Source organism: Dehalococcoidia bacterium, from assembly GCA_035528575.1.
In the GTDB taxonomy this organism is placed as follows: Bacteria; Chloroflexota; Dehalococcoidia; order E44-bin15; family E44-bin15; genus DATKYK01.
Map to the genome: position 1 here is coordinate 57,042 of DATKYK010000024.1, position 24,427 is coordinate 81,468.

Annotated in this window: 29 protein-coding genes and 1 pseudogene; 28 read left to right on the forward strand and 2 right to left on the reverse strand. The window is 51.6% G+C overall.

Annotated elements, in window-relative coordinates; translation table 11 throughout:
• The first annotated feature begins 8 nt into the window (after positions 1 to 8).
• From VMX96_05685 to VMX96_05810, 26 genes and pseudogenes are all read left to right on the forward strand, one after another.
• Positions 9 to 491: a DsrE/DsrF/DrsH-like family protein gene (locus VMX96_05685; GenBank protein ID HUU63393.1), complete on the forward strand. Its 483-nt coding sequence runs from the start codon at positions 9 to 11 to the stop codon at positions 489 to 491.
• A gap of 12 nt (positions 492 to 503) precedes the next feature.
• The gene (locus VMX96_05690; protein ID HUU63394.1) at positions 504 to 734 is read left to right on the forward strand and encodes a sulfurtransferase TusA family protein; all 231 of its coding nucleotides are present in this window, start codon (positions 504 to 506) and stop codon (positions 732 to 734) included.
• 13 nt (positions 735 to 747) lie between these two features.
• Entirely contained in the window at positions 748 to 1,320 is a 573-nt protein-coding gene (locus VMX96_05695; GenBank protein HUU63395.1) for a rubrerythrin family protein, read from the forward strand.
• Positions 1,321 to 1,391: 71 nt separating this feature from the next.
• On the forward strand, positions 1,392 to 1,835 hold the full coding sequence (locus VMX96_05700) for a pyridoxamine 5'-phosphate oxidase family protein (GenBank protein ID HUU63396.1): 444 nt from the start codon (positions 1,392 to 1,394) through the stop codon (positions 1,833 to 1,835).
• 61 nt (positions 1,836 to 1,896) lie between these two features.
• The gene (locus VMX96_05705) at positions 1,897 to 2,403 is read left to right on the forward strand and encodes a flavin reductase family protein (protein ID HUU63397.1); all 507 of its coding nucleotides are present in this window, start codon (positions 1,897 to 1,899) and stop codon (positions 2,401 to 2,403) included.
• Between the two features lie 19 nt (positions 2,404 to 2,422).
• Positions 2,423 to 2,587 carry a rubredoxin gene (locus VMX96_05710; protein HUU63398.1) on the forward strand — a complete coding sequence of 55 codons (165 nt, stop codon included), beginning with the start codon at positions 2,423 to 2,425 and terminating at the stop codon, positions 2,585 to 2,587.
• 35 nt (positions 2,588 to 2,622) lie between these two features.
• Positions 2,623 to 2,778 (forward strand): hypothetical protein, encoded by a 156-nt coding sequence (locus VMX96_05715; protein HUU63399.1) that lies wholly within the window; start codon positions 2,623 to 2,625, stop codon positions 2,776 to 2,778.
• A gap of 204 nt (positions 2,779 to 2,982) precedes the next feature.
• Entirely contained in the window at positions 2,983 to 3,591 is a 609-nt protein-coding gene (locus VMX96_05720) for a ferritin family protein (protein HUU63400.1), read from the forward strand.
• A gap of 127 nt (positions 3,592 to 3,718) precedes the next feature.
• Positions 3,719 to 4,237, forward strand: a complete 519-nt coding sequence (locus VMX96_05725; GenBank protein HUU63401.1) for a ferritin — start codon at positions 3,719 to 3,721, stop codon at positions 4,235 to 4,237.
• Between the two features lie 62 nt (positions 4,238 to 4,299).
• Positions 4,300 to 5,760: a catalase gene (locus VMX96_05730; protein HUU63402.1), complete on the forward strand. Its 1,461-nt coding sequence runs from the start codon at positions 4,300 to 4,302 to the stop codon at positions 5,758 to 5,760.
• A 77-nt stretch (positions 5,761 to 5,837) separates the two neighbouring features.
• Positions 5,838 to 6,137: pseudogene (locus tag VMX96_05735) on the forward strand (FprA family A-type flavoprotein).
• Positions 6,138 to 6,253: 116 nt separating this feature from the next.
• On the forward strand, positions 6,254 to 7,534 hold the full coding sequence (locus tag VMX96_05740; GenBank protein HUU63403.1) for an NAD(P)/FAD-dependent oxidoreductase: 1,281 nt from the start codon (positions 6,254 to 6,256) through the stop codon (positions 7,532 to 7,534).
• 276 nt (positions 7,535 to 7,810) lie between these two features.
• Entirely contained in the window at positions 7,811 to 8,743 is a 933-nt protein-coding gene (locus VMX96_05745) for a prenyltransferase (GenBank protein HUU63404.1), read from the forward strand.
• A gap of 216 nt (positions 8,744 to 8,959) precedes the next feature.
• Positions 8,960 to 10,144 carry an FprA family A-type flavoprotein gene (locus VMX96_05750; protein ID HUU63405.1) on the forward strand — a complete coding sequence of 395 codons (1,185 nt, stop codon included), beginning with the start codon at positions 8,960 to 8,962 and terminating at the stop codon, positions 10,142 to 10,144.
• Positions 10,145 to 10,425: 281 nt separating this feature from the next.
• Positions 10,426 to 10,599, forward strand: coding sequence for a hypothetical protein (locus VMX96_05755; protein HUU63406.1), 174 nt, complete (start codon positions 10,426 to 10,428; stop codon positions 10,597 to 10,599).
• Positions 10,600 to 10,661: 62 nt separating this feature from the next.
• Positions 10,662 to 11,117, forward strand: coding sequence for a ferritin family protein (locus VMX96_05760; protein HUU63407.1), 456 nt, complete (start codon positions 10,662 to 10,664; stop codon positions 11,115 to 11,117).
• Positions 11,118 to 11,312: 195 nt separating this feature from the next.
• Positions 11,313 to 11,852, forward strand: a complete 540-nt coding sequence (gene msrA / locus VMX96_05765) for a peptide-methionine (S)-S-oxide reductase MsrA (GenBank protein ID HUU63408.1) — start codon at positions 11,313 to 11,315, stop codon at positions 11,850 to 11,852.
• 179 nt (positions 11,853 to 12,031) lie between these two features.
• Entirely contained in the window at positions 12,032 to 14,710 is a 2,679-nt protein-coding gene (locus VMX96_05770) for a heavy metal translocating P-type ATPase (GenBank protein ID HUU63409.1), read from the forward strand.
• Positions 14,676 to 15,200 (forward strand): ferritin family protein, encoded by a 525-nt coding sequence (locus VMX96_05775; protein ID HUU63410.1) that lies wholly within the window; start codon positions 14,676 to 14,678, stop codon positions 15,198 to 15,200. The genes VMX96_05770 and VMX96_05775 overlap by 35 nt, the downstream gene beginning before the upstream one ends.
• A gap of 23 nt (positions 15,201 to 15,223) precedes the next feature.
• Complete coding sequence (locus tag VMX96_05780) at positions 15,224 to 15,931, forward strand: DUF1122 family protein (GenBank protein ID HUU63411.1); 708 nt, start codon at positions 15,224 to 15,226, stop codon at positions 15,929 to 15,931.
• A gap of 73 nt (positions 15,932 to 16,004) precedes the next feature.
• Complete coding sequence (locus VMX96_05785) at positions 16,005 to 16,235, forward strand: 4Fe-4S binding protein (GenBank protein HUU63412.1); 231 nt, start codon at positions 16,005 to 16,007, stop codon at positions 16,233 to 16,235.
• Entirely contained in the window at positions 16,232 to 17,281 is a 1,050-nt protein-coding gene (locus tag VMX96_05790) for a 2-oxoacid:acceptor oxidoreductase subunit alpha (protein HUU63413.1), read from the forward strand. Before VMX96_05785 ends, VMX96_05790 begins: the two co-directional genes overlap by 4 nt.
• A complete protein-coding gene (locus VMX96_05795; protein ID HUU63414.1) occupies positions 17,281 to 18,015 on the forward strand; it encodes a thiamine pyrophosphate-dependent enzyme in 735 nt (244 codons plus the stop codon). Before VMX96_05790 ends, VMX96_05795 begins: the two co-directional genes overlap by 1 nt.
• Positions 18,016 to 18,028: 13 nt before the next feature.
• Positions 18,029 to 18,601, forward strand: a complete 573-nt coding sequence (locus VMX96_05800; protein ID HUU63415.1) for a 2-oxoacid:acceptor oxidoreductase family protein — start codon at positions 18,029 to 18,031, stop codon at positions 18,599 to 18,601.
• A gap of 107 nt (positions 18,602 to 18,708) precedes the next feature.
• Positions 18,709 to 20,670 carry an acetate--CoA ligase gene (acs, locus tag VMX96_05805; GenBank protein ID HUU63416.1) on the forward strand — a complete coding sequence of 654 codons (1,962 nt, stop codon included), beginning with the start codon at positions 18,709 to 18,711 and terminating at the stop codon, positions 20,668 to 20,670.
• Positions 20,671 to 20,799: 129 nt separating this feature from the next.
• The gene (locus VMX96_05810; GenBank protein ID HUU63417.1) at positions 20,800 to 21,471 is read left to right on the forward strand and encodes a Crp/Fnr family transcriptional regulator; all 672 of its coding nucleotides are present in this window, start codon (positions 20,800 to 20,802) and stop codon (positions 21,469 to 21,471) included.
• 112 nt (positions 21,472 to 21,583) lie between these two features.
• Here the strand turns inward: VMX96_05810 and VMX96_05815 are convergent, their stop codons facing one another.
• Positions 21,584 to 21,757, reverse strand: coding sequence for a hypothetical protein (locus VMX96_05815; protein ID HUU63418.1), 174 nt, complete (start codon positions 21,755 to 21,757; stop codon positions 21,584 to 21,586).
• Positions 21,758 to 21,904: 147 nt separating this feature from the next.
• On the opposite strand from VMX96_05815, the gene VMX96_05820 reads away from it, so the two are divergent.
• Positions 21,905 to 22,156: a hypothetical protein gene (locus VMX96_05820; protein ID HUU63419.1), complete on the forward strand. Its 252-nt coding sequence runs from the start codon at positions 21,905 to 21,907 to the stop codon at positions 22,154 to 22,156.
• A 24-nt stretch (positions 22,157 to 22,180) separates the two neighbouring features.
• On the forward strand, positions 22,181 to 22,885 hold the full coding sequence (locus VMX96_05825; GenBank protein HUU63420.1) for a cytochrome b/b6 domain-containing protein: 705 nt from the start codon (positions 22,181 to 22,183) through the stop codon (positions 22,883 to 22,885).
• A gap of 25 nt (positions 22,886 to 22,910) precedes the next feature.
• Here the strand turns inward: VMX96_05825 and glpK are convergent, their stop codons facing one another.
• On the reverse strand, positions 22,911 to 24,386 hold the full coding sequence (glpK, locus tag VMX96_05830; protein HUU63421.1) for a glycerol kinase GlpK: 1,476 nt from the start codon (positions 24,384 to 24,386) through the stop codon (positions 22,911 to 22,913).
• Between the last annotated feature and the right edge of the window lie 41 nt (positions 24,387 to 24,427).

Below are 24,427 nucleotides of genomic sequence, written 5' to 3' on the forward strand. Positions count from 1 at the left end.
TGGCGAGCATGGCTGAGAAAGAGAGTGTGACTCTGGTGGTATTCAGCGGAGAGCTAGACAAGGCCCTGGCCGCCTTCAATATCGCCATCGGGGCCGCCTCAATGGGGATGGAGGTGAGCATGTTCTTCACCTTCTGGGGGCTAAATATCATCAAGAGAAATGAGGGCAGCATAAAAAGCCGGGGGATAATGAGGAAGATGCTCAATAGAATGAACCGGGGCGGCGCCAAGAGACTGCCCTTATCAAAATTTCAGATGCTCGGCTTGGGCAAATGGATGATTGGGCGGTTAATGCGTGATATAAAGTCTCCTCCCCTTGAGGAGATGATGGCCATGGCTAAGGGTATGGGGGTAAAATTTATCGCCTGCACCACCTCTATGGGGATGATGGGGATAGGAAAAGAGGCCTTCATCCCCGACGTGGACAGCTTCGCCGGGGTAGCCACCTACCTAGCTGAGGCTAAAGAGGGAAATGTCAATCTCTTTATTTAAGGAGGCATGGCTATGAAGGCAGATGCCACTTTAGACTGCATCGGATTATACTGTCCCATGCCCATCGCTCACACCGCCAATAAGCTAAAAGAGCTGGAAGTTGGGCAGGTGCTGGAGATATTGGCCGACGACGAGGGCATTAAAGAAGACATGCCTGCCTGGTGCCGTACTACGGGAAATGAGCTGTTGGGGATTGAGGATGAATCGGGGCAATATAAAGTTTATGTTAAGAAATCAAAGTAGAAAGGCGGAACCAATGGAACTTAAAGGCAGCAGGACAGAGCACAATCTGCTGGCGTCATTTGCCGGCGAATCGCAGGCGAGGAATCGTTATACATACTTTGCATCGGTTGCAAAAGAGGCCGGGTATGAACAGATCGCCGCTATCTTCCTCGAGACAGCAGACAACGAAAAAGAGCATGCTAAGCGATACTTCCAATTCCTTCAGGGGGGAGACGCGGAAATCACTGCAACTTACCCAGCGGGTGTCATAGGTGATACCGCAGCAAATCTGGAAGCGGCAGCAGCCGGGGAAAACCTGGAATGGACCAAACTATACAAAGAAGCTGGGGAAGTGGCTCGCCAGGAAGGTTTTCAAGAGATAGCAAATGTATTTTGGGAAATCGCTGAAGTAGAAGAACAGCATGAGCTTCGCTATAGAAAGCTTCTCAAGAATGTGAAAGAGAACAAGGTATTTAAGAAAGATGTAGTTGTCAAATGGAAGTGTCGCAATTGCGGCTATGTCCACGAAGGGATGGAAGCCCCCAAGCAGTGCCCCGCCTGTGACCATCCTCAGAGCTATTACGAGCTTATGGCCGAGAATTATTGATAGAGCCTGGCCAAGCTTAATTTTCAGCCTACATTTCCTAAAATTTAAAAATCTGATACGAGGTGAGAGGAATGACAGTAACTCTCAGGGACGAGATCGTAACATACATGGAGAAATGCCGTGCATGTACCATTGCCACCGCCAACACTGATGGTCAACCTAGCGCCTCCACCGTTTTCTTTAAAAACAGCGGGACAGACATATATTTCAACACAGCAAGAGATGCTGAAAAGGTGAAGAACATTCTGGTAAATCCCCGCGTAGCAATAGCCATAGAGGAACGCGTACCCATTCCTAACGAGGATAAGGGTATCAAAGGCATTCAGTACATTGGAAAGGCTGAGATATTAGCTGACAAGAATATTACTGAAGTGCCAAAGGCTGTGATGGCAAGACACAATGCCTTCAATAGTGTGAAAGCTGGAAACTCAGTAATCGTTAAAGTGACTCCACTGAAGATATACCTAATTGACTACTCCCGGGGATTTCGGCATCGGGAACTTCTCGAGTTTTAATCGAGACTAGAAGGCCCGACGATGCAGGGTATGGTAAGGAATAAAAGTTTTAAGGAGCGAAATGGACACCAAGGTCTTACACCAGATAAGCTATGGAATGTACATCGTTGGCTCCAGAAAGGGAGATAGAATAAACGGTCAGACCTGTAACACCGTGATCCAGGTCTCCTCGGAGCCGCCGATTATATCGGCGTGCATCAATAAAGGAAACCTCACCCATGAGTTCATCGAGGGTAGCGGGGTCTTCACCGCTTCAATTTTGTCTCAGGACACACCGCTGAGCCTGATCGGACGCTTTGGCTTCAAATCAGGCAGAGAGGTGGACAAGTTTGAGGGCATAGATTATAAGCTGGGCGAGACCAAAGCTCCCATCGTCCTCGATAACACCCTGGCCTACCTCGAAGCCAAGGTGATTAGCGAGGTGGATGTGGGAACGCACACTATTTTTATCGGTGAGCTTGTGGGCGCTGAAGCTATCCAGGAAGGTGAGCCGATGACGTATGCCTATTATCATCAGGTGAAGCGAGGCACTACACCTAAAACAGCTCCCTCCTATCACAAAGATTGAGGCAAGAAAGGAGATAGGTATGGCAGCAGTGAAATATGAGTGCACCGTTTGTGGCTACGTATATGATCCCGAACAAGGCGATGCCGAAGGCGGCATCGAGCCGGGGACGCCTTTCGAGGAGCTGCCCGATGATTGGCAGTGTCCAGTCTGCGGGGCCAGTAAGGATGAGTTTCAAAAGCTATAGGAGTGATTGAATTCCAGGAAGGGAGGTGAACAAATATGGCGGAGCAGTTATGTCCAGTATGCGGCTGTCACATCGCCGGTTCTGGCTATGAGAGTGAGGGCGTGGTCTATTGCTGCGAGCCCTGCGCCAGCAGCAGCCCGTGCGAGTGCGATTGCTGCCATGTTGCCGAAGAACACGAAGAAAAGAAATAGACACGTCATCCTTTATGTGGAATGTTGTCTAGTCGAGATTGCAGCATCAAGTCTAGACCAGCAGAAAGGTTAAGGTTACTGGATATCGCCAAGGGATAACGATATTCTGGACTCACTACACTATATAGAGATAACACGGTGAGCCTGTATCAAACATTGGCGCTTCAACCGGAAATGTAGACCTAAAAGGAGGTGGATAGCGCCTTGTGGAAATGTACCAATTGTCACCATGTAGAACTTACCACCGATAAACCTGAGCGTTGCCCACTCTGCGGTGTGGAGGCAGAAAAGCTGGTCCCCCATGAGATCCCGGGGATAAAAGGGATAAAGACCCTTAAAAACCTCAAGGACGGCTTCGTTGCCGAGTCACAAGCCCACCAGAGGAACCTCGCCTTCGCCATGAAGGCCGAGGAGGACGGCTACCGCCAAGTGGCAAGACTGTTCCGTGCTATCGCTGAGGCCGAGGGAGTTCACGCCTTCCATCACCTCCGCCTCCTCGGTGGTGTGTCCGATACTCAGGAGAACCTGGAAAGCGCATTCGAAAGGGAGAACCTCGCCAGCAGCACCTATCCTCAGTTCATCGTGGAGGCTAATAAGGAAGATAATGCACACGTGGCAAGGATCTTCAGTTACTCTCGCGACGTTGAGCGGGGACACGCCAAGCTCTACGAAAAGGCGCTGGAGCACATGCTGGCCGATGTGGATACCGAATACTATGTATGCGGTGTCTGCGGCTATGTATCAGATGGTGTCCTCCCTGACCGATGCCCCATTTGCGGTGCCCCCGCAGAGCGGTTCAGGAAGGTTGTCTAACTAGCCAGGTTCTGAGTGAAGGAGTCAGGGATATTGTAGTGGCAGGTATCACCCAGCAAAAGGGCATAGGTTTCGAACTCACCTGTTAGGGAGCGAAGCTACAAAAACAATAAGTGGAGGTAATTATATGCTGAGTAAAAAAATGGAAGCAGCGCTGAATGAGCAGCTTAATAAAGAGATGTATTCGGCATACCTCTATATGTCTATGTCTGCCTACAGGACACATATCGGGCTTAAGGGGTTTGCCAACTGGTTTATGGTGCAGTATCAGGAAGAGATGCTGCATGCCATGAAATTCTATGACTACATCAATGACCAGGGCGGGCAGGTTATGCTCATGGCCATCGATGCGCCGCCGACAGAGTTCGAGTCGCCCCTCGACATGTTCGAGAAAACGCTGAAGCACGAGCAGTTCGTCACCAGGCGCATTAATGACCTCGTCGACCTGGCGATCAAGGAGAAGGATGACGCGACGAATATCTTTCTACAGTGGTACGTTACCGAACAGATCGAAGAGGAAGCCAACGACAACGATATCATCGCCAAGCTAAAGCTTGTGGGCAAAAAGGGCGATGCCTTGCTTATGTTGGATAAGGAGCTCGCAGCGCGGGTCTTTACACCACCTGCAACATCTCAGGAGGCTTAGATGATTTCACTGAAAGCTATATAGAGCATACAAACCATCATTCGCGAAATAAGGAGGATGTCATGAAAGACAGTAAGAAAGGTAAACGTCTTACAACGAATCAAGGGGTCCCAGTCAGCGACAACCAGAATTCACTGACCGTGGGTGAGCGTGGACCTGTTTTGCTGCAGGACGTGCATCTCATTGAGAAGCTGGCGCACTTTGACCGCGAGAGAATACCGGAGCGCGTAGTTCACGCCAAGGGCGCTGGGGCCCATGGCTACTTTAAGGTGTATAAGAGCATGGAGAAGTATACCTGTGCTAACTTCCTGCAGGATCCGGCAAAGCAAACGCCCCTCTTCGTCCGTTTCTCGACTGTGGTTGGTGCACGAGGGTCGGCAGATTCAGCCCGTGACCCCAGGGGTTTTGCCGTCAAGTTCTACACTGAAGAAGGTAACTACGATTTAGTAGGGAATAACCTTCCGGTGTTTTTTATCAGGGACGCCATCAAGTTTCCCGATATGGTCCATGCCTTCAAGCCTGCTCCTGATACAAACATCCCCACCAGTTCCAGCGCAAACAGTCGATTTTGGGACTTTATCTCTTTGACCCCCGAATCGACCCACATGATCACCTGGCTTTTCTCAGACCGTGGCACAGTTAAGAGCTACCGGACTATGGAAGGATTTGGTGTCAATACATATAAGTGGGTGAATTCGAAAGGCAAGGATGTCTACTTAAAGTACCACTGGAAGCCAGAGGCGGGGGTTCATTCCATCGACCGCCATGAATCGACTCGCTTAGCCGGGGAAGATCCTGATATAGCCACTCGCGACCTTTATGACACTATAGCCTCCGGGAAAACTGTGGAGTACGAGCTGAAGGTTCAGATCATGGATGTAGCTGACGAGTTGAAACATAACTTCGACCCGCTGGATGCTACTAAGACGTGGCCCGAGGATAAGTTTCCGCTGATGCCGGTGGGCAAGATGGTGCTCAATCGTAATCCTGAAAACTACTTTGCCGAAGTGGAGCAGGCTGCTTTCTGTCCGGCCTCTATTGTGCCAGGAATCGAGCTCTCCGCTGACAAACTTTTACAAGGCAGGGTCTTCTCCTACGCAGATACTCAGCGGCATCGGCTAGGACCTAATTACCTCCAACTACCCACCAATCGCCCTAGGGTGCCGGTCAACAACAACCAGCGCGACGCAGCCATGCAGTATGCGCCCTATGGTGGTGGAACGGTTAACTACGAGCCTAACACCCTCGCGGGCGGTATGCCGAGTGAGGCTCCTGCCTACCCGACTAGCCAGTATAGTATCGAAGGGAATGTAACGCGCCGAAAGATCAGCCTGACTAATGACTTCGAGCAGGCAGGCGAACGCTACCGTTCACTCAGCAAAGTGGATCAAGACCACCTGGTTGATAATATCGTTGATCCTCTGAGTAAGGCGGATAAGCCGATTCAACAACGCATGGTTGAGAACCTTGTCAAGGCTGACCCTGAGTTTGGAAAGCGTGTGGCCGAGGGACTGAAACTCTAGCTGGTGATCAGAAACGGAACTGCCACTGCGCCTAATTGGTACTTGGCGGCCTTATTAATTGCATCAGGAGGCAATACGTGAGCAAAGTACAGCTAGCGGATGGCGTCTACTGGGTGGGGGCCATCGACTGGAATGTGAGGAATTTCCACGGCTACTACACGCATCTGGGGGCCACCTACAATGCCTATCTCATTATCGATGAGAAGATCGCCCTCATCGATACGGTGAAGGCGCCCTTCTATGAGGAGATTGCAGCCAGGGTCAAGGAGATAGTTGCCCCAGAGGACATCGATTACGTGTTGTCCAATCATGTGGAGATGGACCATTCGGGCTCGCTGCCCATAGTGATGAAGGAAGTAAAAAAGGCGAAGCTGATCACCATGGAGAAGTTCGGGGAGTGAGCAGTCTCGTGTAACAGGCATAGGTGTGATAAGCTGGCAGACCGGCACCTATCCTGCCTATTTCTGGATATCTCGTCTGGTATGAAATGACGATGAGTAAATACAAGAAGAAAGTGCTAATCCTGGGCGCAGGCTCGGCGGGGGTCGGTGCTGCACGGGAGTTGAAAAAAGCCTCCGCTGGTGCCCCGGAGCTGGAAGTAACACTGGTTGACCAGCAGAATTATCACTTCGTTCTGCCCCTAATATATCAAGTAGTCACCGGAAGTGTTGCGCCCGGTCATATCTCTTTCCCTGTGCGTACTCTGCTGAGACAGGGAGGTACTGCCGGGCGAGTTAAGTTCAGGCAAAGCCGGGTACAGGGCATAGACGTAGAGAGGAAGATAGTTACCACCGATGATGGAGAGCTGGAGTGGGACTATCTGGTGGTGGCCCTGGGCAGCACCACCAATTTCTTCGGCATGGACGAGGTCGAAAAGAATGCGCTAACCTTCAGATCTCTGAGGGATGGTATCAACATCCACAATCACATTCTGGATAACTATGAGGCGGCGCTGTTGGAAGGAGATGAGCAACCCCGACGTGAGCTGCTCACTTTTGTGGTGGTGGGAGGTGGGCCCACCGGGGTGGAACTGGCGGTGTCTATTCAGGAATTCGCGAGCAAGGTGCTGATACGGGACTACCCCTCCCTGACGCCCTATGTTCGGGTGATCCTAGTCGAGTCCCAAGACACCGTCTTATCTGGCCTGAATGCGAAGGTTGGGGAGTTGGCTATCACCCGGTTGCGCTCTCAAGGGGTTGAGGTGTTGCTGAGAACTCGCATCAGTAAGGCCTGGGTGGACGGTGTCGAGACTGCTGATGGCCAGGTCATACCAACCCGCACTGTTATCTGGGTAGCAGGGGTGAAGCCGGCGGCTGTTGTTGAGTCGCTGCCTCTCGATAAAGCCAGGGATGGCCGGATCCTGGTGAATCAGAACCTGGAAGTCCCGGAGTCACCCGGGCTCTATGTCGTTGGGGATTGCGCCTATCTAGCGCAAGAGAATGGCTCGGGACCTTATCCCGCAACCCACCAGGTAGCTATGAGACAAGGCCCGGCCTGTGCCAGAAACATCCTCCACGCCATGAGGGGGGAGCGTCAACGACCCTTCCGTTACAAGTTTAAAGGACAGATAATATATATTAGTAGAAATGTGGCGGTGGCTCAGATATTGGGTCGTGCTTTCGATGGCTTCGCTGCTGGAATGCTGCGGCGAATCTTATATCTAGAGCAGATGCTCTCATATCTGGGGCCGCTAACGGGATTTCAGAGTAAGCTAAGCACAGCTCTTGACTGGTTTTTTGCCTACTTCTACCATCGCGATACATCCCGCCTATAGCGAGTGGGTGTAGATCATGTGAAACTGGAAGGCTGGCAACAGTTAGATAGGGGGCTACAGTTCTCCATTGTTTTGTAAGAGATGAGATCAAACGCAACCGGTGTGGTCGGGTTACCTCTTTGAATATCACAAGGCAGGCGCAACATTGCAAAGAGGCAACGGGTTCTGTATTCATGAAGCAATCCTTCTTACTACGTTGGCCTGAGCCGCAGGGAGGCCGTCTCAGCTGCATGTGGCGGTCGAAATGATCATCGTTGGGTGTTAAAGAGGATGAATATGGCCACAGGGTTTCTATCCGCTGAATCGTTGCAGAAGGTGAGGGCCCAAGCTAGGCTGTGGTTTATAGAAACCCGGCCCAAGTTCCTGGTCGGATCAGTGGCGGTGGCTCTCATGGGCACGACCATAGCATGGTGGGATGGTTTCTTCAGCCTTCCCCACGCCTTTCTTGCCTTCATCGGGCTCTTACTATGGCATATCAGCGTGCAAGTTCTAAATGACTACTACGATTATAGGAGCGGGGTAGATCTCAAAACTAAGAGGACGCCTTTCAGTGGCGGCAGCGGCATCCTGCCTGCCAGGCTCCTCGAGGCTGAATCCGTCTTCAAATTTGGTCTGCTGAGCTTTACTCTAGCAGTTCCCATATGGATCTACTTAATTATAGACAAGGGCTTACTGTTGCTTCCTCTCCTTGCGGTGGGGGCCGTTTGCGTTCTGCTCTATACTCCCCATTTAGCTAGGTGGAGGATGGGAGAGGTCTCTTGTGGCCTCTGTATAGGGACATTGCCCATATTAATGTTCTACTTCGTTCAAACAGGAGTCTATACCGCAGATGTGGTGGTGGCGGCCATACCCTCTGGGATTTTGTTCTTCAACGTTCACCTTTTAAATGCGTTCCCAGATGTCGAGGCGGACAAGTTGGGGAGGAAAAAGACCCTGCCCATCATCCTGGGCAGAGTAAAAGCGGCTTGGTTATATATGGCTGGCACTGTAGCAGTCTACGCGTGGGTGGTGGCCTGGGTGGCAGTGGGGATCATGCCGCTGGCAGCGCTGTTCTGCCTTGTGACCATGCCGCTCGCTATCTGGGCAATAAGGGGTGCTCTAAGCTATCGGGACGAGGTCAGTTTTACACCGGCGCTGTGGGCCAACGCGCTTGTCTTATTGGTTACCCTTGTCCTATTAGCATTCGGCTATATAGTAGACCGCCTCTGATGTCCGGGGCAGCCATGCTCATATTAGCCACATTCGCAGCTGTCCGCATATGGAGCTGGGGGGGGATAGAGAGGGAATGACTGAATCAGTAGAGAATCCTACCAGGTTTGTCAGGTATGCCACGCTTTTCTATACTTTCAGCGTATACTACTTATTAGGAACGTCCAAACTCCGGTGCTGGTAAAGTAAGAATGATTTTGAAAAGGAAGGTTTAAAATGGCTGTAAGAGAAATAAAACATGATATTTACTCAGTGGGTGCGATAGACTGGGCTAGAAGGCTATTTGACGCACTTATACCACTTCCCGATGGCACAAGCTATAACTCATATCTAATTAAGGGCAGCAAAAAGACTGCCCTTATTGATACGGTAGATCCCACTATGGAGGGCGTGCTGATAAACCACCTCAACCAGCTTGGGGTGGAGAACATAAATTACGTTGTTGCCCATCATGCAGAGCAGGACCATTCCGGTGCTCTCCCTAAAGTCCTAGAGAAATACCCTCAGGCAGAGGTCATTGCTACGCCCAAATGCAAAGGGATGCTCATTGACCTGCTCAAGATTCCAGAGAAGAGGTTTATAACAGTCGAGGATAAAGAGACCATTTCGCTAGGTGATAGAACGCTGGAGTTTATCCATGCTCCTTGGGTACATTGGCCAGAGACAATGCTTACCTATTTGAGAGAAGATAAAATATTTTTCACCTGTGATTTTCTGGGTTCTCATCTAGCCACAACAGACCTTTATTTAACTGACGAAGGGCAGGTCTATGAAGCAGCCAAGAGATACTTTGCGGAAATCATGATGCCCTTCCGAACGAATATCCAGAAGAACCTGGAAAAAATAAAGGACTATGCAATTGACATCATCGCTCCTAGCCACGGGCCTATCCATGATAGACCGGAGTTCATCTTGAAAGCATATCATAGCTGGGTCTTCGATGAACCTAAAAACATCGTTGTCTTGCCTTACATCTCAATGCATGGCAGCACCCATGAAATGGTAGGCTATCTTGTTGAAGCTTTAACCCAAAGAGGCGTGACGGTGAAGCAATTCGATCTGACGGCAACAGATATCGGTAAACTCGCAATAGCTTTGGTGGATGCGGCGACTGTTATTATCGGTACCCCCACCGTGCTAGCTGGTCCGCATCCAAACGTTGTATATGCTACCTTCCTGGCAAACGCCTTGAGGCCGAAGCTGAGCTTCGTCTCTGTTATTGGCTCTTACGGCTGGGGGGGCAAGGCGGTTGAGCAACTCGCCGCGATGCTCACTAACCTGAAGGTAGAGATACTGGAGCCGGTGCTATGTAAAGGTTTCCCCACAAAAGACGATTTCAAGGCACTGGATAGTCTCGCAACTACTATTGCTGAAAAACACAAAGAGCACAACTTCACTTGATAGCATTCTACGAAATTATGTTAAAAATTAAATTTCGAGATATTCTAAAAAGTCGAGAAACTGAGGGTAAGGAGAAACATGCCCCCATCATTTAGATTGATGGACTCAGGACTCGCATTAAAGTTCGTGCCCGATAAAGACGAAATAGAGAAATGTATTGACTTCGGCAAGATAATAGCGAAAAGTATCCATGAGACATAGTGCTTTATGTCGAGAAAAAACTTGTGTCTGCGAGAAATATGGATATGAGACACGACTAAGAATGAAAAGGGAGGTGGGACATGGTGCCTGATGACGAGAAAAAGACTTATATCTGCGAGAAATGTGGATGTGAAGCCGAGCTAAGGGTAAAAGAAGAGAAGGTCACGGATTCAAGCAAGGAAAGCCCGAAGCAGGCAACCCTGGTCTGCAAAGTTTGCCGAAGTGAAGCCGATACCATCTTCGAAGAGATTTAGCGTTAAAAGAGGTTCTTGAGATGTCGATACTACGATAGATCAACCTTATGAGGGATCTTAATATGAGTGATGAACTAACCGAGTTACTAGAGACAGCAGTTTACAAAGAGGTTGCTGCCGAGGCGTTCTACTCAGCTGGGCAGAACAATACCGACGATCCCGGGGCCAAGGCATTGATGAAAGAGCTGGCAGAAGAGGAGCGTCGCCACGCGCATACGCTGAAAGATCTAAAAGAGAGGGACTGGAAAAAGGGACAGTGGCGCAGGGAGAAGATACACAATCTGATGATAAGTGAGTACCTGACAGGCAGTGACAAGCTGGAAGGGGCCGGCTTGCAGGGCACGCTCGTTACTGCCATGAAGCGGGAGCAGCATGCTGTGGAGTTCTACTCCCGGATGATGAGCGCCCTCCGTGATGAGGAGGTCAAACACCTTTGCGAGAGGTTAGTCCACGACGAGCTGAAGCATAAATACAGGTTGGAGGTATTGTACGACACCCTCTTCTATCAGGAAGACTGATCCTGAATGCCTTCTATCCGAAATCCCTAACCAAAATAAGAATCCCTCCAGTGGATACGAGCGAGATTAGAGACGAAAAAAGGTGATGCAGGAGGTGGGCATTAACATCACTGGCCGATCGCCACTAGCCCTTACTCCGATGATGAGAGAGGGTGATGGAATTAACAGAAATCTAGCCCACAGATGGAGGCTACGATGTCCAAGGAAGTCGCTACACTCGCCGGTGGCTGTTTCTGGTGTCTTGAGGCTATTTTTGATAAATTGAATGGTGTGGAGCAGGTGACATCAGGCTATTCGGGTGGTACTGTGGTAAACCCATCTTATAGTGAAGTGTGTAGGGGAACAACAGGGCATGCCGAGGCGGTTCAGATCACCTTTGATCCCAAGGTAACTTCCTTTAGAGAATTGCTGGAGGTTTTCTTTTCCATACATGACCCAACGACATTGAATAAACAGGGGTCGGATATAGGAACCCAGTATCGCTCTGCGATTTTCTATCATAATGATAGACAGAAGGTAATTACTGAGCAGGTAATCGAAGAATTGAACGCGGCAAGTGTTTGGGATGCTCCGATTGTTACAGAGGTCACGCCATTTAGGTCTTTCTATCCTGCAGAGGATTACCACCAAGAATACTTCATGCAAAACGCTGAACAACCTTACTGCCTTGCCGTGATTGCGCCCAAGGTAGAGAAGTTTCGCAGACTTCATCATAACAAGCTGAAATATTTGTAGAGCTAGCGCCATTAAAATGCGGGTGGCTATTATCTGCAACTTAGGCTATCGCGCAGCGACAAGAGCAAGGGTAACAAGGTTGCAGGACAATATGAGGTAATGAAAACCTATGAAGTGGGAATGTTTTTGGTAACAAGATCAAGGTTTATAGATTAGATTTGCAGTGAGGAATCAGTATTATGGCAAAAGACCCGATATGCGGGATGGAGGTAGATGAGAAAACCGGGCTTCGGCTACAGTACGAGGGCGAGACTTACTACTTCTGTAGCCCGGGCTGCCGAGATAAATTTCTCTCCCAAAAGGGCTTGCTAGAGCCTATATCTAACGAGCCAAAGCCTTCCGAGGAGCAAGAAGCGCTCAAACATCATTTAGAGAGAGCCACCCTATATATAAAGGGCATGCACTGTGCCGCCTGCGCAGTTACCATAGAGTATTCTCTGAAAAAAGTAACCGGGGTCTCCAAAACTGCGGTGAACTTTGCCACTGAGAGGGCGTACGTGGAATACGACCCAGCGAAAGCGACTACTCAGGAATTGGAGCAGGCGGTCGAAAAGGCAGGCTACAGCGTGATCAAGGAAGAAGCCGAGACGCTCAATCTCAAGGTGATCGGCATGGATAATGCTCACTGCGTGGGCACCGTCGAGGCAGCGCTCAAGGGGATCAAGGGTATACTCTCCAGCCAGCTTTTCACCAATGAAAGGGCAATAATAGCCTTCGACCCGGCATTGACTACCCCAGAAGCTATTAAAAAAGCAATAAAGGACGCTGGCTATACCCCTGTGGCAGAGACTACCGTTGACCGCGAGAAAGAGGCGCGGCAGCGTGATATAAAGACCCTTAAAATAAAGCTCCTGGTGGCGGCAATTTTCGCTCTCCCCCTACTTTACTTTGCTATGGGCCACCATGTGGGGCTGCCCCTTCCCTCCCTTACCGATGGGAGTATGGCCCTGATCCAATTGCTGCTCGCAACCCCTATTGTGGCCGCCGGTTACCAGTTTTACACTGTGGGGCTCAGGACGGTGGTGAAGAACCGCAGTGCCAGTATGGATACTCTCATCGCCCTGGGCACCGGCACCGCCTATCTTTGGAGCCTAGCCTCGTCCATTTTGATATGGAGCGGTAATCCCAATTATGGAAGAGATGACCTTTACTATGAAATAGCGGGGATGCTTATCGCGTTTATCCTGCTCGGCAGGCTACTCGAGGCCCTTGCCAAGGGGAGAACCTCGGCTTCTATCCGCAAGCTTCTCGAACTACAGCCCAAAACAGCACTGGTGGTTAGAGATGAGCGGGAGCAAGAGATCCCAGTGGAGGAAGTCATCATGGGGGATGCGGTAATCGTAAAGCCAGGGGGTAGCGTCCCAGTAGACGGGGTAATTCTGGATGGAAGCTCTTCAGTTGACCAATCGCTCTTAACCGGTGAGAGCATCCCGGTAGAGAAGAACATCGGTGACGAGGTTATCGGCGGCACGATGAATAAGGGCGGATGGATCAAGTTCAAAGCCACCAAAGTGGGCAAAAACACCGCGCTGGCCCAGATCGTGAGGCTAGTAGAGGAGGCCCAGGGAAGTAAAGCCCCGGTACAGCGGCTGGCCGATAGGGTATCGGCCTATTTTGTCCCCGCTGTTTTGACTATTGGCGTGGTTACCTTTCTCGCCTGGTATCTATCGGGGTCCGGGCTGGTCTTTGGCCTCACCGCCTTTATCGCGGTACTTATTATTGCCTGCCCCTGTGCCCTTGGCCTGGCTACGCCTACAGCGGTAATAGTAGGAACTGGTCTTGGGGCAGAGAATGGCATCCTCATCAGGGACGCAGAGACTCTGGAGTGGGCCTGCCAGGTAGATACCATCGTATTCGATAAGACAGGAACACTGACCAGAGGCAAGCCCGAGGTCACGGATATAATCCCGCTCTCCAATCCTCAATCCACCGATGACGTCCTGAAGCTGGCTGCCGCGGCTGAGAAGCGCTCGGAGCACCATCTCAGCGAGGCCATCGTTAGCAAGGCTGAGGAAAGGGAAATAGCTATTCCAGAGGTAGAGAGCTTCCTCGCTATACCGGGCAAGGGTGTGGAGGCAAGATATAACGGTACATCCATTCTTGTGGCAAACAGGAAGCTACTCGCTGACAAAGGCATAGATACGTCGGCTGCGGAGGAAAGGATAAGACAACTGGAGGAAGAAGGAAAAACAGTGGTGCTGGTAGCAACGGAGGGCAGGGTTATTGGGATAATTGCAGTTGCGGATACAGCAAAGGATTTTGCCGCCGAGACAGTTGCTGGGCTCAAGCGCCGAGGGAAGCAGGTGATCATGATCACCGGAGATAATCGGGGGAGTGCGGAAAGTATCGCCCACAACCTGGGTATCGATCGGGTGCTGGCAGAGGTTTTGCCCCAGGATAAAGCCGCTGAGATAAAGAGGCTCCAGGAGCAGGGACATTCAGTAGCTATGGTTGGCGATGGTGTTAACGACGCACCGGCTTTGGTTCAGGCTGATGTCGGTATCGCTATCGGATCGGGTACCGATATAGCTATCGAGTCGGGAGGCATAGTTCTAGTGAGAGATGACCTTCGAGACGTAGTTCGAACCCTGGACCTGAGCTGTTATACTATGCGTAAGATCAAGCAGAACCTCCTTTGGGCTTTTATCTACAATACCACAGGTATCCCGATCGCCGCCGGGATACTATATCCCTTCACCGGATTTTTACTCAATCCAATAATCGCCGGAGCAGCAATGGCCTTCAGTTCAGTAAGTGTGGTCACTAATTCCCTGAGTATGAGAAGATACCGTCTGCAAGAAAGTTTTAAGGAGGATAAAGGCGATGAACGAACAGGAAGCACTAAGCCTGGCTATTAAAAGAGAAAGGGAGGCCCACCGCTACTATAGCGATGCTGCTGCCAAGACTGCCAATGAGAGCGGTAGGAAGATGTTATCATGGCTGGCATCGGAGGAGAGGGGACATATAAACATACTGGAGAAGCAATGGGAAAAGGTTAAGGAAGATGGAACGTGGCTTTCGGAAGAAGGTTATTGCGAATATGGTGATATATCTCATCCTATCGAATGCACGGAATTTCCTTCAGCCTCAGAGGTCAAGTTTAAGCTTACTGAGGATGCCCCGGAACTGGATATTCTAAAGCAAGCCATAGCTGCAGAGAGACAGGCGACTTCATTTTACACCGGTCTTGCTAAAAATACCCCAGATCCAAGTGGCAAGGCCATGTTTGAGAAGCTCTCCAAGGTTGAGCAAGGGCACCTGGATCTGCTGGAAGAGGAATATGAGTGGCTGAGGAGATCGAAAGAATATTTCACGGTACACCGCTTTACCTTGCCCTCCTCCGCGTGATTTCTCGGTGAGAGGAGCCCAAAGTGAATATATGGACTACTGCCAAGGGAAGCCATCATCCCTTAGCCAGGCTTGAGGGCAAACCGCTTGGCGGGGCCACTATGGAAATAGAGCTTGGGCCCAAGAATCGCGTGGGTGCGCACTATTTTCGAATAAACTTGCGGGATCAGTTCGGTAACACAAGTCAGCCTCTATTACTAGCGCTGCACCACTCCGGTCCCTATCCCAGCTATAACTGGGTTGAGGTGATAAAGCTGGTAAAAAATATTATTCACACGGAACGAGAGGTTATACTCTCGGATGCTGAAATAGAACGCCTTTTTCATTATCTCTCTGACCTTATCCCGCCCGGCGGACACATAATGGTAGAATACGAGAGTGAGGAGCAGGCGGAGACCAGGCTCGCCATCGGGTGCGGCATTCCCCCGGTAGCCACACCTTTGGGCAGTATGCTATTTCGGGTGGGCTGTGGCGTGGCCTTCAAAGACTGGCATTTTGCCGAGGGAGGCAGCGAAGGCCCGCGAAAGTTACAGGGATATAAAGCGCTTCATGAAGATCATCGCCGTGCCCGGGCTGCTGAGATGGCAGCGGAACTTCGCTCCTTTCTCCTCAGGGAAATGCCACCTAGCTGTTGCCAACTTTGGGAAGCAGCCCAGGAGCGGGCATTGCAGATACTAAATATCCTATCCACTGATGATCCTTCCTTGGCCATAGCGGGAGGGAAAACGTGAGGAGGAGAGACGCCAAGATCGCCTATTTTAGTTGCCGTAGGCCCATAGGAAGCTGAAAGGAGGAAATCACCCCGTGACTACCGCATCACCCAAGTTGATCGAGTATGACAATATCCGATGGAATGCCTTCTGGTGCAAGCGTTGTCACATCTGTGTGGAGGCCTGTCCCAGGCAGGCACTGGAGCTAAAGGACGATGCCATCATGGAGATAGAAGGCCGTTGTGACCGAACCGGCCTTTGCCAGAGACTCTGTCCCGACCTAGCCATCGAGGTAATCAAGCCCAGGTCCCAGGAGGGACAATGATGAAGCACCTGGTTCAGGGCAATGAAGCATTCTTCCTCGGCACCCTAAAGGCAGGCGCAAGCTTCTTCGCTGGCTACCCCATTAGCCCATCAACAGAGGTCCTGGTCATGGCCGCGGAACAGTCTGTCAAGGATCCAAACTTTAGGTTCATCCAGAGCGAGGACGAACTGGCTGCCGCCAATGCCATTATCGGCGCTTCGCTGGCCGGTGCCAAGTCTTTTACCGCAACTTCCGGTCCAGGCTTCACCCTGATGCAGGAGGCAATCGGCTACGCTCACGAGGTGGAGGTGCCGACGGTATTTCTAAATATTCAACGGGTGGGGCCAGCCACGGGGATGCCCACCATGCCAGCACAGCAGGATATTGTGCAGACAAATTATGGTAGCAGCGGTGACTACTATCCCCTGGCTTTCTATCCCAACTCAGTTGCCGAGTGCTATCGTTATGCCATCACTGCGTTTAACGCCGCAGAAGAATCGCTGTCGCCCGTTGTCCTGCTCAGCGACGCCTTTGTGGGACATCTGAACGAGGTGGTCGACCTCGATGTCATTAAGTTAGACGTTATCCCGCGTACCAGGCCACCTCTGGGGACCGGGAAGCGGTATTTTACCGGCCTGGCCCACGATGAGGAAGGTAACCCGCGAACTGCCGATGCCGGGGTGTATCGAGAATGGCTTACCAAAGTCAAGGCCCGACATGAAAAGGTGGCAGCCCACTATAGTGACTACGAGTTCAGCGGAAACCCGGCGAGCGATACGCTACTCATTTCGTACGGTATCGTGTCGCGGGTGGTTGCCCCGCTCGGTTCCACCTTCGCGCTATTTCGGCCGATACGCATGTTCCCTATGCTCGGCGATGAGCTTCGTAACCATGCTCAGGGCTACGAGAAGGTTGCGGTCATCGAAGCCAACGATGGCCAGTATGCCTGTCTGGTGGAGCGGGAGCTTAAGAGAAATGTGATCCACGTACCGCTACTCGGCGGGAGGATCAACCTGGAGCTGGCCAAGCAAGGCTTGCGGGAAAAGCTTGAACGGGAGGTGTCTTGATGTTCAAGGATCTTATTAAACTGGACACTTTGCCCACCAGTTGGTGTCCTGGCTGTGGGCTGGGGCAAATAATGATCCAGTTGGCGATGGTGATGGATGAACTGGGACTTAATTATACTAACAGCACGGTTATATCCGGAGTGGGCTGCACCGGCAGGCTTGCCGGCTACATGAATGTCGATGGAGTATATACCTTACATGGCCGCACGCTGCCCGTTGCTGAGGCTGTGAAGCTGGTGAACCCGGATCTCAAGGTGATAGTGGTCTCCGGAGACGGCGATCTGGCCAGCATCGGCGGCAACCACCTGCTGCATGCTACCCGGCGTAACCCGGACCTGACCTTGCTCTGTAATAATAATAATGTCTACGCCCTCACCGGAGGTCAGGCGGGGCCGACAACTCCCCGCGACACCAAAACGGTGAGTTCACCTGCCGGCGCTGCCTATGATCCGGTAAATCTACAGAACCTGATGAAAGCCGGTTCTAGGTACTTCTACGCCAAGACAACTGTATACCATCAACTCCACCTCCGCAACTGCATGAAGGAGGCGATTGCCTGGCCAGGCTTTGCCTTTATAGATATCGCCTGCCACTGCATTGAGAACAACGGGCGCCGGCTGGGGTTCAACTCATCGTATGAAATGCTGCAGCACTTCCGCAGAACATATAAAAGGGCACCTGACGGTACCGAGACCCTGAGTCCCGAGGAAATCGGGATCGTCCGCCGCGGGTAGAAAGGAGTCCGCAATGGTAAAGGTCTTCATCTCAGGAGAGGGGGGTCAGGGAGTGCGGGTGATATCTCATAGCCTGGCAACACTGCTGGCCAACCTCGGTTACGAGGTAAGCCTGCTCTATGATTACGACTCAGCAGTAAGAGGCGCTATGAGCGTAGCCTACCTCACCTTCGATAAAGAGCCCATCGCCAACCCGGTGATTCAAGATGCCGATATCCTGCTTAAACTCTCCAACAAGGCAGAGGGACTTCACGCAGTAAAGACGGTGTGCCAGACGGGACTCTGCACCGATGAGGAAATCCCCTTCAGCAGGCTGGGAATAGAGCAATTCGGCAGAGAGATCTTCGGCAACATGATTGCACTGGGACGCTTAATGGCCCTGGTAGATGTTAAAATATCTGAAGAGGAGTTGGCCAACGTGCTCCCCCTTAAATACAGGGAGGAAAACCTGAGTGCGGTCCAATTTGGCTATCATCTAAAGGAGGAGGACCTGGAACGGGGGCTCAACTCCAGGAAGAAACGCGAGTTTGATTTCTCCAGTAAGCAGCCTGGTGAAATAGGACTAGAAGCTGAAAGTCAGGCCTGACCAGACAGCATCGACCACGTTCTTAATATCAATTAGATTCGAGCACGCTTGTTCGTGAAAATATTTGCCTTGGTGACCCAATATCCGAATAATTAAGGAGGAAGTACATGATTGATGATCGCGGATCAGACAGCGCCAGCTCTCTACCTACAGGTGCGCGTATGTGGCCATCAAAGCGCTATGCAGAAATCCACCAGCGCTCACTAGAGGACCCTGAGGGATTCTGGGCCGAGGAGGCGCGAAAGCTGGACTGGTACAAGACATGGGATCGCGTCCTTGACTGGGAGCCACCGTACGGGCGCTGGTTTGTCGGAGGTATGCTCAACGCCAGCTATCAGTGCGTTGACCGCCATGTACAGACATGGCGCAGGAGCAAGGTGGCGATATACTGGGAAGGGGAGAAGGGAGAGACCAGGGTGCTGAGCTATTCCACCCTCTTTCGGGAAGTCAACCGTTGCGCCTCGATGCTGAAGAATCTCGGCGTCAAGAAGGGGGATGCGGTCGCCCTCTATCTCTCCATGGTACCCGAACTCCCTATATTCATGCTCGCCTGCGCCCGCATAGGTGCTGTGCATACGGTGATCTTCTCGGGATTCAGCTCCCAATCCATAGCGGACAGGGTCAACGACATAGGGGCAAAAGTGATCATCACCTCCGATGGCGCCTACCGCCGCGGCAAGCTCCTTGGGCTCAAGGAGATAGTCGATGAGGCGGCTAAATTGTCGCCTGTCATTGAGAAGATAGTCGTGGTTAAAAGAACAGGGGAGACGGTTCCTATGCAGAGAGGAAGGGACTTCTACCTTTCAGACCTGCTGGACGAGGCCGATAGGATGGTTAAGCCCGAGCCGATGGAGTCTACTCATCCGCTATATATACTCTACACCTCAGGGACAACGGGAAAGCCCAAAGGTGTAATACATGGCACGGGAGGCTACCTTGTCTACAACCACTCGGCATATAAGTGGGTTTTCGATATAAAGGAGGAGTCGGTCTACTGGTGCACCGCCGATGTGGGATGGGTAACCGGCCACAGCTCCATCGTGTATGCTCCCCTTTCCCATGGCGCAGCCATTGTCCTGTACGACGGGGCTCCTGACTTCCCCACTGTGGACAGGTGGTGGGATATCGTGGAAAAGTACGGCGTCAGCATTTTCTACACGTCACCAACGGCAATACGCATGTTTATGCGCCATGGCGAGGAGATGCTGCAGAAACACGACTTCTCCAGCCTTGAGCTTCTGGGTAGTGTCGGCGAGCCGATAAACCCGGAGGCGTGGTACTGGTATTACAACAACATAGGTCAAGAGAGATGTCCCATCGTTGATACCTGGTGGCAAACGGAGACCGGGGGCACAATGCTATCACCTACACCGGGGATTGAGTCAATGCCCCTTAAGCCGGGCTCTGCAGCTTTCCCATTACCAGGAATCGATGCAGCCGTTGTTGATCCCGAGGGAAACGAGCTTCCACCAAATCAGACGGGACTGCTAATAATAAGGAAGCCCTGGCCCGGCATGCTTCTCGATATATATGGCGACCCGCAGCGTTATAAGGATACCTACTGGTCACGCTTTCCCGGGTCATACTATACCGGCGACTTCGCTATGCGGGACGAGGATGGCTATTTCTGGCTCCTGGGTAGAGCCGATGAGGTGCTCAAGGTGGCGGGACATCGTATCGGCACAGCGGAATTGGAAGATGCCGCCATATCACATCCCGCTGTGGCTGAGGCTGCCGTAGCCAGCAAACCGGATGAGATAAAAGGGGATGCTATTGTCCTCTTTATTACCCTCAAAGCTGACGTTTCGCCCTCACCTGATCTGAAGAAGGAGATCGGCAAGCACCTGCGTACTCTCGTCGGGCCTATCGCTACCCCTGAGGAGGTCTACTTCGTGGAGTCGCTTCCTAAGACGAGGAGCGGCAAAATCATGCGTCGCGTTCTCAAGGCAATAGCCATGGGTCAGAGCCCGGGCGACCTCACTACCCTCGAAGACGAGGCATCAGTAGAAGAGGTGATAAAGGCATACGAAACCATGAAGAAGGTATCTGAAACCGCTAAAGATGATTAAGTTACCGGCACCCCCTCCACGATGGATGAATCCCCCGACGTTAATGGGCAGGATGAGCACTATCCTCACCCCCCAATGGCTGGTATAATGATTCATCGGGTGCCACCGCGGCGACCACGGTGAAGAGATATGGCTGTTCCAGTAGAGTTTTTACAGTCCATCCCCCACTTTTCGGGGCTCAGCCCCGCTGAATTCGATTCGATCAAGGAATTAATCTTTGAGAAAACCTTGCAGCGAGGGGAGTTGGTCCTGATCGAGGGGGGGCCCGCTGAGGTATTATATTTTGTAGCCTCCGGCGCGGTGAAGGTGTTCAAGAGCTCAGCCGAGGGTAAAGAGCAGATCCTGCGCATCGTGCGCCCCGGAGAGTCCATCAATGATGTTTCCATCTTCGATGGTGGCCCAAACCTCACCAGTGCCCAGGCGATGGGGTCGGTGGTTCTTTATGGAATAAGAAGGGGTGAACTGGAGGTTATCCTCCGGGATCACCCGCAGGTAGCCCTTAATGTCAATAAGGTCCTGGCAGGAAAAGTACGCATCCTTGCGTCACTGGTCGAGGACCTGTCCTTCAGACCAGTTATTGGTAGGGTAGCCAAGATACTCCTGGAACACGCCAGAGATGGAGACGGCCCCCTGCCGCGGCTCACCCAGCAGGAGATGGCAGCCATGGCGGGCACCGTCCGCGAGGTAGTCGGCAGGTCGCTCAAAGCCCTGGAAGATGAAGGGGCGATCAGGTTGGAACGCCACCGCATCGTAATTACCGATCAAGAAGCCCTTAAAGACATGGTGGACGCATATTCTTGAGATAAAAGTCGCATTCCGCCAGTCAGCTCTGGTGATATGATGATCACGGAGGAAAACTGAGAGAGTGGTTGAAATGCCGGTGATCGACAGGGACAAGTGTGATGGGTGTGGTTTATGTGTTGGCGTATGCCAGTGCAAAGTCCTGGTATTGGTCGATAACGTTGTAAATATAATAGGGAAAGAAAAGTGCAGCTCCTGCAATCATTGGTGTTCTCAGTGCGAAGACGTCTGCCCCACCGGAGCCATACGCTGGCCCCTTGAAATAGTTATCGAGTAGCGCTGGCAACTCCCGCTATCCTCCTTTTCATACTCCCCCTTTGGGTTGCCCCGTGCCTATCCTATCATCTCATCGCTGCCTCTATGCGATAAAAGTCGCATACAGTCGTCATCCCCTGACCTAGAATAAATTTGGATATCAAACAGGGGATGCGTGATGGTAAAAAGACTGGAGACTGCGCCCCAAGAACCGGCTAGCAAAGGCAATTGTTGCCACTACTGGATAATCGAGCCTGCCGATGGCCCTACCAGCAAAGGCATGTGCCAGTTCTGCGGCGCAGAAAAGGAATTCGCTAATTGCGGGCCAGAACTATGGTCAGGGAGGGAACGTGATGCACTCACGCCTGCCCAATTCTCTGGCTCTGGCTCGCCAGCTGTCGCGACTGCGGAGAAGCAGGATGATTCTTAACGCTATATTAGCCGGGTGTATAACATGAATGACGATAATGTACGTGTAAAAAATTCAAGAAACAACCGTCGAATATTACACTGGGTCGTAGCAGGAGCCTTTTTTACACTATTAGCTACCGGCTTGATTATATACACACCCACTTTCTCAGCATTAGCCGCCGGTAGCTGGACCCGTCTTATCCACCGCATCGCTGCAGTCACCATTGTGAGCGCACCTATAATCTATACATTAGTGAACCGCGGTGCCGCGCTACAGTGGCTTAAAGAAGCCGCAGTCTGGAGCAGAAAGGCCTCTACGACACCATCTATTAATAGCTGGAAGAGGAAACACAAGTTATTAATATCGATTGGTTTTATCATCGTCGTAACGACTGGAACGTTACAGTGGTTTCTGAAAGAGATAGTACCATCCAGCGTATTCAATGTGTCCTTATTCATTCATGATATCGCTTTCTTCTCCGCTATCATACTGCTGCTTTATCACATTTACTTCGAGTTCTACTGGTTTCACTGGAAGAGGAAGTACTGCAGTCGGTGCAGCTTTGCCTACTGCGCTGATGCATGCCCCGTTGGAGCCATGATTAGCAAGCAAGATGGCACCATCGAACGTATCTCCCAAAGGTGCAATAATTGCAGGCTCTGCATGGAGAACTGTCAACGTAATTCCTACTACAAGATTCAACCGAAGAAAGTAACTCAACAGATGAAGACAGAACCCAAGCAGTAGCGGCTGGACATTTAAAGTTTATCCTTTATTTTACCCATCGCTTAGACCGCTTCAGAGCCCTCAGCCAGCCCCGGTAAAGAGCCTTCCGCCTTTCCCGTTCCATTGAAGGCGTGAAGAGCTGACCAGCGGTCCAGAGCGAGGCTACCTCGTCACGATCTCTCCAAAACCCCACCGCCAGACCAGCAAGATACGCTGCGCCCAGTGCTGTAGTCTCCACTGTCAGTGGACGCAATAGCTTCACACCAAGCATATCGGCCTGGAACTGGGCCAGGAAATCGTTTGCGGCTGCTCCACCATCCACGCGAATCTCGGTTGGTCTCAGCCTTGAGTCAGATGTCATTGCCTTTACCACGTCGCACACCTGGTAAGCTATAGACTCCAGTGCCGCTCTCACCAAGTGACACTTGCGAGTGCCTCTGGTCAAACCTATGATAGTTCCTCTGGCGTACATATCCCAGTGAGGTGCACCCAAGCCTACGAAGGCAGGGACGAAATAGACCCCACCTGTGTCCTCAACTTCATCTGCCAACCGCTCCGATTCCGCCGCATCGACGATCAGCCCCAGTTCATCCCTCAGCCACTTAATAACGGCTCCGGCAATAAAAATGCTGCCCTCTAGAGCATACTCCACATTGTCTTCTATTCCCCACGCTATGGTGGTTATCAAGCCGTGTTTGGAATGTGCTGGATCCTTTCCAGTGTTCATCAGCACGAAGGCACCGGTACCCAGGGTGACCTTGACCATACCAGGTTCAAAACAGGCCTGGCCGAAAAGCGCCGCTTGCTGGTCACCAGCTACGCCAGCCACCGGAATATCGCCGCGGGTATAGCCAAATACACCACTGGAAGGTTGAACCCTCGGCAGCATGGTTCGAGGGACCCCGAATAGTTGGAGTAGGTCATCGTCCCAATCAAGGGTATGGATGTTGAAGAGCATTGTCCGCGACGCGTTTGAAATATCGGTGGCGTGAACCGACCCGCCGCTAAGCTTCCATATTAGCCAGGTATCAACAGTTGCAAATAGCGCTTTCCCCTGTTCAGCGAGTTTACGCACGCCCTGAACATTATTCAACATCCACTCCAGCTTGGTTCCGGAGAAGTACGCGTCTACTACCAGGCCTGTCTTGGCACGGATCATCTCAGCCAGCGATTGACCTCTCAGCTCGTCGCACCTGGGCGCGGTGCGGCGGCACTGCCATACAATAGCGCGCCCTATAGCTTCGCCTGTCTCCCTGTTTATCAGCAGGGTGGTCTCGCGCTGGTTGGCAATCCCGATAGCTGCGATGTGTGCATCGCTAGCACCGGCGCTTCCCTTTGCCTCCTCTATTGCCTGAAGGGTTCTCTGCCATATTTCCATGGGGTCCTGCTCTACCCAACCCGGCTGTGGATAGTACTGTTTAACCTCCGCATATCCACGCCCCTTTACGCTGCCATCCCGACCGATTAAGAGGGCAGTTGTGCCGGTGGTTCCCTGGTCTATCGAAAGGATATACTGCTTCATCGCTCTATTGGTATCCTCCCGGGCCTTCTTTATGAGTATTT

What these genes read in the sequence shown, in the direction of transcription:
- VMX96_05695 (HUU63395.1), top strand. Translation starts at nt 748, where the DNA reads ATGGAACTTAAAGGCAGCAGGACAGAGCACAATCTGCTGGCGTCATTT.
- acs (HUU63416.1), top strand. Translation starts at nt 18,709, where the DNA reads ATGATTGATGATCGCGGATCAGACAGCGCCAGCTCTCTACCTACAGGT.
- VMX96_05710 (HUU63398.1), top strand. Translation starts at nt 2,423, where the DNA reads ATGGCAGCAGTGAAATATGAGTGCACCGTTTGTGGCTACGTATATGAT.
- VMX96_05755 (HUU63406.1), top strand. Translation starts at nt 10,426, where the DNA reads ATGGTGCCTGATGACGAGAAAAAGACTTATATCTGCGAGAAATGTGGA.
- VMX96_05790 (HUU63413.1), top strand. Translation starts at nt 16,232, where the DNA reads ATGATGAAGCACCTGGTTCAGGGCAATGAAGCATTCTTCCTCGGCACC.
- VMX96_05810 (HUU63417.1), top strand. Translation starts at nt 20,800, where the DNA reads ATGGCTGTTCCAGTAGAGTTTTTACAGTCCATCCCCCACTTTTCGGGG.
- VMX96_05760 (HUU63407.1), top strand. Translation starts at nt 10,662, where the DNA reads ATGAGTGATGAACTAACCGAGTTACTAGAGACAGCAGTTTACAAAGAG.
- VMX96_05730 (HUU63402.1), top strand. Translation starts at nt 4,300, where the DNA reads ATGAAAGACAGTAAGAAAGGTAAACGTCTTACAACGAATCAAGGGGTC.
- VMX96_05775 (HUU63410.1), top strand. Translation starts at nt 14,676, where the DNA reads ATGAACGAACAGGAAGCACTAAGCCTGGCTATTAAAAGAGAAAGGGAG.
- msrA (HUU63408.1), top strand. Translation starts at nt 11,313, where the DNA reads ATGTCCAAGGAAGTCGCTACACTCGCCGGTGGCTGTTTCTGGTGTCTT.
- VMX96_05685 (HUU63393.1), top strand. Translation starts at nt 9, where the DNA reads ATGGCTGAGAAAGAGAGTGTGACTCTGGTGGTATTCAGCGGAGAGCTA.
- VMX96_05795 (HUU63414.1), top strand. Translation starts at nt 17,281, where the DNA reads ATGTTCAAGGATCTTATTAAACTGGACACTTTGCCCACCAGTTGGTGT.
- VMX96_05750 (HUU63405.1), top strand. Translation starts at nt 8,960, where the DNA reads ATGGCTGTAAGAGAAATAAAACATGATATTTACTCAGTGGGTGCGATA.
- VMX96_05700 (HUU63396.1), top strand. Translation starts at nt 1,392, where the DNA reads ATGACAGTAACTCTCAGGGACGAGATCGTAACATACATGGAGAAATGC.
- VMX96_05770 (HUU63409.1), top strand. Translation starts at nt 12,032, where the DNA reads ATGGCAAAAGACCCGATATGCGGGATGGAGGTAGATGAGAAAACCGGG.
- VMX96_05715 (HUU63399.1), top strand. Translation starts at nt 2,623, where the DNA reads ATGGCGGAGCAGTTATGTCCAGTATGCGGCTGTCACATCGCCGGTTCT.
- VMX96_05820 (HUU63419.1), top strand. Translation starts at nt 21,905, where the DNA reads ATGGTAAAAAGACTGGAGACTGCGCCCCAAGAACCGGCTAGCAAAGGC.
- VMX96_05800 (HUU63415.1), top strand. Translation starts at nt 18,029, where the DNA reads ATGGTAAAGGTCTTCATCTCAGGAGAGGGGGGTCAGGGAGTGCGGGTG.
- VMX96_05690 (HUU63394.1), top strand. Translation starts at nt 504, where the DNA reads ATGAAGGCAGATGCCACTTTAGACTGCATCGGATTATACTGTCCCATG.
- VMX96_05725 (HUU63401.1), top strand. Translation starts at nt 3,719, where the DNA reads ATGCTGAGTAAAAAAATGGAAGCAGCGCTGAATGAGCAGCTTAATAAA.
- VMX96_05740 (HUU63403.1), top strand. Translation starts at nt 6,254, where the DNA reads ATGAGTAAATACAAGAAGAAAGTGCTAATCCTGGGCGCAGGCTCGGCG.
- VMX96_05825 (HUU63420.1), top strand. Translation starts at nt 22,181, where the DNA reads ATGAATGACGATAATGTACGTGTAAAAAATTCAAGAAACAACCGTCGA.
- glpK (HUU63421.1), bottom strand. Translation starts at nt 24,386, where the DNA reads ATGAAGCAGTATATCCTTTCGATAGACCAGGGAACCACCGGCACAACT.
- VMX96_05705 (HUU63397.1), top strand. Translation starts at nt 1,897, where the DNA reads ATGGACACCAAGGTCTTACACCAGATAAGCTATGGAATGTACATCGTT.
- VMX96_05745 (HUU63404.1), top strand. Translation starts at nt 7,811, where the DNA reads ATGGCCACAGGGTTTCTATCCGCTGAATCGTTGCAGAAGGTGAGGGCC.